This window comes from Pseudomonas sp. PDM25 (assembly GCF_019219045.1).
Classification (GTDB): domain Bacteria; phylum Pseudomonadota; class Gammaproteobacteria; order Pseudomonadales; family Pseudomonadaceae; genus Aquipseudomonas.
This window is the reverse complement of sequence record NZ_JAHUWL010000058.1, coordinates 1-612: the sequence shown is the minus strand read 5'-3', so window position 1 is coordinate 612 and position 612 is coordinate 1. Positions and strand designations below refer to the sequence as shown.

General features: G+C 51.1%; 1 protein-coding gene. It reads left to right on the top strand.

Going from position 1 to position 612, the window contains the following annotated elements; translation table 11 throughout:
* Nucleotides 1-267: 267 nt before the first annotated feature.
* Nucleotides 268-612: contractile injection system protein, VgrG/Pvc8 family (locus KW848_RS31285; protein WP_256365350.1), on the top strand; the 345-nt coding region annotated here is incomplete at its 3' end.

Sequence of the window (612 nt, the reverse complement as noted above, 5' to 3'; positions counted from 1 at the left end):
CCGAATTCGCCTCAGATCAATTAAGTCGTCCAACACATTAATCACTGCTCAAGTATGCATTGGACGATTGTACATGATTTCCGATACTTTGCCGCCCCAAGAAGAGCACGCAACTGTTCGGCACTGGATGTGCCTTACCTTCATTAGTACTCGCACTTCAATGCTTCAGGTACCGATGACGGACGTTTTCGCTTCGCGGGCTAAACCGGGTTTGACGGTTTTCTTCTATCGCCCTGATCACCTTTTTTTCTGCTTAAGGATAAGCGCATGTTCGCGCCAGCCAATACTGCGCACTTCGCATTACTAATCCCCTCGACTCGTAACGACTTCAAGGTGCTGGCGTTTGATGGCCTTGAGACCATAAGCAGTTTGTACGCGATCGAGGTTGAACTGGTCAGCGAAAACCCTGACTTCGATCTGGAAAGTTTGCTCAGCCAGCCGGCGTTTCTCCAGTTTGGTCTGAATGGGGAAGGTATTCACGGGCATATCGAAGATGTGCTCATGGGTGAAGCGGGTAAGCGCCTGACCCGTTATCACCTGACCTTGGTGCCTGCTCTGCACTATTTGCAATTCAGCGACCACCAGCGGATCTTCCAGCACCTGACGGTGCCG